The following is a 7,741-nucleotide window of genomic DNA, read 5'->3' on the forward strand; positions in this document are numbered from 1 at the left end:
CAGGGATCATCACCCTGCACATATCTAAACGTATGGTTACGTAAGGACATGCTAAAGGTAACGACTATCTACTGCCACCCCGAGCCCTGAAGCCCCGGAAGCAGGCGCCGTCGCCCACATGTCCCTTCATCTAAAACCGACAATGTCAAAGAGCAGTCCCTCAACAGGACCCACCAGACAGAAAACTCGGACAACCAGCCATCCCCGATTTTGACCTCGGGGAGCATGTTGCCCGTAATGTCTTGGCGACCGCACCAGAACCAGGTGGTCCGCTGCGGTGAAACGCCCTCTAGGACCCACCAATGATTCGGTCAACACGCTAATTTCAAAAAATCTTCATAATCGTTCGAAGCCGCGGAATCCCGTCCCTATCGGCGTAGATCACCGGCAGGCGGCCTTACCACCGATAGGGCCGCCTGCTTTCTCAGCCCCGAAAGCGCGCCTCGGACAAGTCGAGTTCACGAGTCAGCTTGCGGATGGTCTCGCCGCCTACGCTGCGCGTCCGGATCAGTTCACCCAAGGCGGCACGTTCTGCCTTGAGGCCGACGAGACGGAAATCACGGAACAGGCGCTCCTGCTCTCGGGCTGCGTCGCGTTCGTCTTCGCTCAAGCCCTCGATCCGCTCTCTGTAGAGGTCCATCACGCGTCCGCCGGCCGCGGCGTAGCGGTCCGCATCGCCGCGGCTTTCCGCGAGACGGTGCTGATGGCGCTCGATGGCCTTGATTGCCGCCTCGGCGGTGCGCACGCGAGCGGCATCCTCTTCGGCCTGCTTCGAAGGCTCGCCGGGCATCGTCAGATCCTTGAGAAGGACCGGCAAGGCGATGCTCGCCAACACCAGCGAGACGATGATGACGCCCGCCGCGAGGAATATGGCCAGATCACGCGCCGGGAATGGAGTGCCGTCATTCAGCACCAGCGGCAGCGTGAGCACACCTGCCAGAGTGATCGCGCCTCGGACGCCTGCGAAGGACATGGCGGCGACGAGCCTCCAGTTCGGGGTGCCGACTGGCGGGGCCATGTCCTTGCCGCCGTTGCTCTGGCGCTTGCGTAGGATCGTGAACTTCAGCGACAGCCACACCCAGGCGAAGCGCAGAGCGGCCAGGCCGAGCACGATCGCCACGACATAGAGGGCAAGCCAGCCGGGCTGCGTGTGCCCGGTGATCGCCACCGTGGCCTTCGCCTCTGCCAGGATCGCAGGGAGCTGCTCTCCCAGCAGAACGAAGATGATGCCGTTGAGGGTAAACTGGATGGTATCCCACACGGAGTTGCGGCGCATGCGGGTGACGGCCATCGCCTCGCGCGAAATCTCCGCGAAGGTCATGGTGACGCCGGCACTGACGGCCGCAAGGATGCCGGAAGCGTGGAAGTGCTCGGCCAGCATGTAGGAGCCGAAGGGGATGAGCAGGCTGACGAGGATCTGCGAGCCGGTGTCCTCTCCCCAGCGGCGCGTTACCCAGGCCTTGGCGCGCGATACAACCAGCGTCACCGCGACACCGATGACAAGGCCGGCACCCGCCACCCAGAGGAAATTCAGAGCGGCGCCGCCGGCCGAAAACGTGCCAGTCAGCGCAGCCGCGACGGCGAAGCGCAGGCAGACGAGGCCGGAGGCATCGTTCAGCAGGGATTCGCCTTCGAGAATATGCATCATGCGCTTGGGAATCGGCACGCGCGCGGCGATGGCGGACACGGCGATCGGATCTGTTGGCGAAACCACGGCGGCCAGGGCGAAGGCTACGGCAAGCGGCATGGCCGGGATCATCCAGTTGATGAACAGACCCATGCCGATCACGGTCGTCAGCACCAGGCCCAGCGCCAGTTCGACGACCGTCGACACGTCCTTGAACAATTCATCCTTGGGGATGCGCCAGCCGTCGAGAAACAGCAGGGGGGGCAGGAACAGCAGCAGGAACAGCTCGGGGTCAAGGGATACGCTGTAGGACGTCGAAAGACCGATGAGGCATCCCAGCAGGATCTGCACGAGCGGCGTCGGTATCGACCAGGGGAGCATGCGCGAAAACGCGCCGCTCACCACCACTGCCAACAGAAGGAAAAGTACGACCGAAACTGACTCCAAACCCACGCTCCTCGATAATTTGCGGGAGGGACCATGGCGGCATAGGCTTGGGATTGCAAATCCTGCACCCGTGAAAATGGCGGTTCATCGGCTGCCGGAAAACGTTTGAAACAAAGCCCGGCACCGGACGAAGGGGCTTGCGCGCGAATTCGGAAGCCTGGAAGATGGACGATGTCGGTCCACCGGATCAATCCTCCTCGCCGACTTCCCGACCTTTGACGAAAGCGAGCCGTGAGCAAGACCGCCCTGATCATCCGGCATGTTCCTTATGAAGGCGTGGCCGGCTTCCGCGTGCCGATCGAGGCTGCCGGTTACGAGGTCGATCGGATCGACGTGTCCGATCCTTCCTTCGGTTCGCTGGATCTCGGCGAGCCCGACCTGCTGATCATGATGGGCGGCCCCATGGGCGTCTACGAGCAGGAACGACATCCCTGGATCAGTTGCCAGATGCGCCGTCTGGCGCTGCGGCTCGAGGCGGAAAGGCCCACTCTTGGCGTGTGTTTCGGCGCGCAGATGATCGCCGCCGCGCTGGGCGCGGAGGTCTTTGCAGGTCCGCACAAGGAAGTGGGCTTCCACAGCGTTTCGGTGCACGAAGACGCGCTTTCAGGTCCGCTCCGCCATATCGCCGGGGTGCCGGTGCTTCATTGGCATGGCGATACGTTCACTCTGCCCGCGAACGTCGAACTGCTGGCCTCGAGCCACCTTTATGCGCATCAGGCGTTTCGGCGCGGGACCAACATCCTGGCCTTGCAGTTCCATGCCGAAATGGGGCTCGACCCGCGTTTCGAAGCCTGGATCGAGCAGTGGCCGGAAGCGGTGATCGAGGCCGGGGGCGATGAAGCCTCTCTGCGCGCCGCTCATGACAGCCTTGGTCCAATTGCCGTGAAAGCCGGACAGGCGATGATCGCGGAGTGGCTGGAGGGCCTGCGCTGAGGCGCGTCACACTTTCGTGGCCTTCTTCTCCAGCAACATGCGCCGAACCTCCCGGCCTCTCGCCGCCACCCCGCGATGTTCGAAGAGCCCGAGAGGCGGGTCGATCACCCATGAGGCCAGGGTAAAGGCGGTCTCCGTGCCGGGACGCCGCAATTGCAGGGTTCTGCGCCATCTCTGGAGCGCAACCCTTGTCCGACCGCCCGCACCACCGGCATCGATTGACACGCGAACGTCAAGCCACCGTTCCAACGTGTCGAGCTGCACTGCAAGCGCGCGCCGGGCACGTCCCGGAGGGAAGAAGGCGGCCAGTGCCGCGCCGTCCAGTCCGCCTTGCTCCCCGGCAAGCGCGGCCAAGTCAACGAGATGGCGCAAGTCGATCCGGCCGCGCCAGTAATCGCCTTCCTGCAGTTGATCGTGCAGGACGAAAAGCGCCGCCAGCGCGTCGCGCGAGGGCATGGCGGCGACTGCGTCATTGAGCGCAAACGGGCTGCATTGCGCCTCCAGCCATTCCGCGTCGCATTCCCCGCCGCTCCGTTTGAGACGATAGTGCAAGTCGATTCCCCCGACGTCGCTCTCTCTCCCCAGGTCGACGCCCTGCTTGCTTCCGATGGATGCGGGAGCATCGCCAAGAGGGCGATATCCTATCGATGCCAGCACCTGAACGGCCTCGTCGCTCTGTTCGCGAGGAACCATGAGGTCGAGGTCGGTAAGCAGACGGTTCGCGCAATGGGGCCCCCGGCGCGCGAGCAGGGCCGCGCCCTTGAGCAGGATCGGCCTGATTCCGCGCGAGCCGAGCGCGGCGACCGCCTCGACCAGTTGATCGTGCATCAGGCGATTGCGCGCGGCGGTGCGCTCCGCAATGACCTGGAGCATTCCCGCCGCTTCGTCGGGAATCCGCGCCTTCTGCGTGGCCAAAGCTTCCGCAAGGGCGGGCGTGACGAGCGTGCGATTGGCAAGCCCGAGCACGCCTTCCCAGTCGATGGCGGCAGGAACCCTGCCCTTCAGACATGCACATAAGTCTGTAAGCGCGGTCTGCGGCGCGAGGTTCGCGGCCATTTAGCTTGGAAGGCCCATCGCCGGATATCGACCCGGACTAGGCAAGCAAGGCCTCGATCCAGGATAGCGCCTGCTCTGCCTCGGCATAATGGAGCGTGCAGGTTTCGGCATTGTCCACCATCCGCGCCAGGCCGCGTATCTGCGTGGGCGTGCAGTGGCCGCCATGAACGAAACCTTCCTCAAGCAGGCGGCCAAGGCAGTCGATCGGCGATTGCGGCATGGCCTGCGCGGGTAAACCGTCCAGCCGGTTGCCGTCCGTTCGCCGCAAATCGACAATGGCGGCCACTTTCCGCCATGCGGGCGCGGCGCAGGACGGCAGCGGCGCATAACGAAGCCACTGCCCGTCGGCACGCAGCACGGGCGGCAGCGCAGCAAGACCGGGCAAGGCCGGAGCGAGGCGATCCCAGCTGCCGCTCTTGATCGTGAGAGGCAGGGGAACGCCCATGACCAGGCCGCGCCGCGGATCGAACAGGACGATATCGTCTCCGGCCAGACGCAGCCCGCCTCCCGACGCGGCGACCATTGCCGCCAGCGTGGATTTACCCGCCCCCGGCGCCCCGATCAGCAGGATCGCGCCCGACCCGAATTCCTCCGGAGAGCCCTCTCGCGCGGGAACGAGACAGGCGGCGTGAAGCGCCACGCAATCCGGTTGCGCCAGGACGAGATCCACGATCGCGGCCCGCAAAGCCGGTGCCGCCGCGTGCCGCGCGCTCAGGATGCCCGCCTGGTCGTCAAACACGCCGACAAGGTCGTCCGGCCCCTCGCCCATGGCCTGGACGCAAACGCCGCCGATCGTGGCCGGCCCTTCAATTTCCTCGAGATGACGGTAAGCGGCCGCAAGTTCGCGCCCCAGCGAGCCGGGCGGGAAACGGATGGGGATGTTCCGCTCACCTGCCCTCATGCTCAGCAGGGGCGCCGAAGGCTCTTCCAGGTCTCCGGTGAGGCCAGTATCGAGGCCCGGATCAGCCGCCATGACGCGCTGCGCGCTCCATTCCACCACCAGGGCATCCACTTCGGCCGGCGCGAGTCCACACTGCGCTGCAAGTTCGCGGCGCAGTTCGGCCAGACCGATGCCGTCAGCGAGGAGCGCGACGAGCATTCCGGCAGAGCCGTTGAGCGCGTTCAGGCGCTGGGTGGCTTCGACGAAGAGGACCGGCCGATCGGCAATGACCAGAGGCACCACGCCCCCGGCCAGACGCAGCACCGGGCTTCGGGCCACGCCGCAGTCCGGTCCATCCACCGGGACATCGCTACCGGACATCCGCGCACCGGACGCCGCCCCCCGCTGCATCGCAGCTTCTCCCCCGTTCGCGTCGATCCCGACAGCGACCGCCGCGATGGATTCGCAACCGATCGCCGTACCGGGGCCGATGATCGTCAGTGCCTGCCGCCTTCCCTGCCTTTGCCCCTACCCTCTCCTTCGCGGCCGCGGGGCGTACCGCCCTCGGCCTTCGGCAGGTTCGCATGGTCGCTGACCGGCGCGGCATGATTGTCACCGCCGCGAACGCCGGTGTCCTTCGGTCCCGTGCCGGAACCGCCGCCGTCCTTCACGCTGCCGCCGTCGCCGCTCGATCCGCCATTGCCCGAGCCGCCGCCCGGCGTGCCGCCCGAACCGCTTCCCCCCGACGAGCCGCCGCCGCCGCCTCCACCGCCACCCGACTTCGCGATGGCCGTCGAAGTGAGCGAGGTGGAAAGCAGCATCGTCATCGCCGGCGGAACGAGAAGCGAATACTTCCCGCAGGCCGCAAGAAAGGATCGTCGGTCGTTATGGCCGAGTTCGGCCGGTCTTTCCTCCGCAAGCTTCATGATTTCGACTCCTCGCCATGTTTGAGAGAAGGTACATGACTCGAACAGGCCGGAAACGGGCATTCTGCGCCTTGCCGCAACAGCTATCCCGATGCCACGCAGGCCGAGACCGGATGAGATCGGCTCGATACCCCGAAATAGCCGCTTACAGTCTACCCATGGATTATAGCAGCGGGCTTACCAGCCGCGCTCCGTTCTCCGCGAAGTGTCGCAGGCGCGGGCGGGCGCGCCATTCGCCCAGCAACAGTTCGTCGCTTCCGGCGATATAGTCCTGCTGGATTCGCGCGAGTTCCGCGATCGTGGAGGGGTCGAGAAGAAGCAGACTGACTTCCTCGTTGAGCTGGAAGGATCGCACATCGACGTTGCTGGACCCGACGATGCCCAGCCCCGCATCGATGCGCACCGCCTTGGCGTGGAGCAAGTAGCCGCGATAGCGGTGGATGCGTACCCCGTGCGACAGCAACTGATCGTAGTAGGAACACTGGGCGAGGTTCACGAGCAGCTGATCGACCATTTCCGAGACGACGATGTGAACCTCCACGCCGCGCAGCACCGCCGTGATCAGCGCGCCGAGAAGTCCCTCGTCCGGGATGAAGTAGGGCGTTACCAGCACGATCTCCCGCTCGGCCCGTGCGATCTGCCAGGTCAGCAGAGTCAGAAACCCTTCCAGTGGGTAGTTCGCGCCGCTGGGCAGCACCTGAAGGACGGCATCTCCCGATGGGTCCGGCAGGGCGGCCACCGGTTCCAGCAGTTCCTCCGTTTCCATGAACCAGTCGGACACGAAGATCGCGGACATCGCCGCGACGGCAGGCCCGGTGACGCGGGCGACGAGTTCGCGATTGGTCACGCCGGGCCGAAAGTCCTTGGCGACGATATTGAGCGAACCCGCGTAGCCGATCCTTCCATCGATCAGGAACAGCTTGCGGTGATTGCGCATGTCGCGCCGGGTTCGTCCCCGGATCAGACGGAACGGCAACATGCGCCGCACCCGCACGCCGTGGCTCCGCAAGGCGCGCAAGGTGCCCTTGAGCCAGCGGTATGAGCCGACCGGATCGACCAGCACATGACAGGGCACCCCGCGCCGGACGGCGCGGCCGAGCGCGGCGATCACCCGCGCCGCAGTCGCATCGTCGGCGAAGATGTAGGACAGCAGCCGCACATGTTCGCGCGCGGCGTCGATGTCGGCGACGAGGCGCGCGATGATCGCATCGTAGTCGTCCAGCAGTTCGACCGAGTTGCCGCCCGCCGCCGGGAGATGGCCGAGCCGGCGCGCCAGTTCGACGACTTCCGCCGGGGCCTGCGTGGCGGGTGAGGCTTCCCCAGTCAGTCGCCGGGCAGTATCCTCGAAGAAGCCGCGCAGGCTTTCGAACCGGTCCACCCGCCAGGCGGGGAAGCGTGGGCTGCCGATTGCCGCGAACAGAAGAAGCCCCGGTACCGGCAGGAAGAAGATCAGCAGCAGCCAGCTTGCCGCCGCCGCCGGCGAGCGCCGGAGCGGCACGATCGCCAGCATCGCCAGCCGGATGCCCCACTCGGCGATGTAATAGGCTTCGCCTAGAGAGGGCAGAACGATCATGCCGTAACTGTTGGACAATCCGTGCGGGATGGCAAGCTTTGGGACCGAAATGAGCCGCTCATGCGATCGGCAGCATCCGGCCGATCGGCGCGGCAGGCGCGGCCTCGTTCCGGCGCATGGCCGCGTATGCCGCAAGGGCGAGCGATCCCGCGAGCGAGAGCGCATCCTCCGCCAGGCCTACCGGACGGTCATGACCGAAAGTGCGCGCAAGGCGCTGGCGCACGCGGTAGCTGATGTAGGCGCCCGCCAGCGCGCCGCCAACGGCAATCGCCGCGCCCAGCAGCCGCCGCTCGGGCCGG

At 65.8% G+C, this 7,741-nt stretch carries 6 protein-coding genes and 1 pseudogene; 1 reads left to right on the forward strand and 6 read right to left on the reverse strand.

Annotation, left to right across the window (positions count from 1 at the left end; translation table 11 throughout):
• Positions 1-424: 424 nt before the first annotated feature.
• Positions 425-2,074 (reverse strand): Na+/H+ antiporter, encoded by a 1,650-nt coding sequence (locus L284_RS33730; protein ID WP_031341965.1) that lies wholly within the window; start codon positions 2,072-2,074, stop codon positions 425-427.
• A 231-nt stretch (positions 2,075-2,305) separates the two neighbouring features.
• On the opposite strand from L284_RS33730, the gene L284_RS33735 reads away from it, so the two are divergent.
• Positions 2,306-3,007, forward strand: a complete 702-nt coding sequence (locus L284_RS33735; RefSeq protein ID WP_021233735.1) for a glutamine amidotransferase — start codon at positions 2,306-2,308, stop codon at positions 3,005-3,007.
• Between the two features lie 6 nt (positions 3,008-3,013).
• Here L284_RS33735 and L284_RS0124030 read toward each other — a convergent pair whose 3' ends face one another.
• From L284_RS0124030 to L284_RS33750, 5 genes and pseudogenes are all read right to left on the reverse strand, one after another.
• Complete coding sequence (locus L284_RS0124030; RefSeq protein ID WP_021233736.1) at positions 3,014-4,063, reverse strand: nucleotidyltransferase family protein; 1,050 nt, start codon at positions 4,061-4,063, stop codon at positions 3,014-3,016.
• A 37-nt stretch (positions 4,064-4,100) separates the two neighbouring features.
• Complete coding sequence (locus L284_RS33740) at positions 4,101-5,354, reverse strand: hypothetical protein (protein WP_152524647.1); 1,254 nt, start codon at positions 5,352-5,354, stop codon at positions 4,101-4,103.
• A gap of 86 nt (positions 5,355-5,440) precedes the next feature.
• The gene (locus L284_RS0124035) at positions 5,441-5,869 is read right to left on the reverse strand and encodes a hypothetical protein (RefSeq protein WP_021233738.1); all 429 of its coding nucleotides are present in this window, start codon (positions 5,867-5,869) and stop codon (positions 5,441-5,443) included.
• A gap of 163 nt (positions 5,870-6,032) precedes the next feature.
• The gene (gene cls, locus L284_RS33745) at positions 6,033-7,442 is read right to left on the reverse strand and encodes a cardiolipin synthase (RefSeq protein ID WP_021233739.1); all 1,410 of its coding nucleotides are present in this window, start codon (positions 7,440-7,442) and stop codon (positions 6,033-6,035) included.
• A 58-nt stretch (positions 7,443-7,500) separates the two neighbouring features.
• Positions 7,501-7,741, reverse strand: a pseudogene (locus L284_RS33750) (hypothetical protein); the annotation flags it as partial.

It is taken from the genome of Novosphingobium lindaniclasticum LE124 (genome assembly GCF_000445125.1).
Lineage (GTDB): Bacteria > Pseudomonadota > Alphaproteobacteria > Sphingomonadales > Sphingomonadaceae > Novosphingobium > Novosphingobium lindaniclasticum.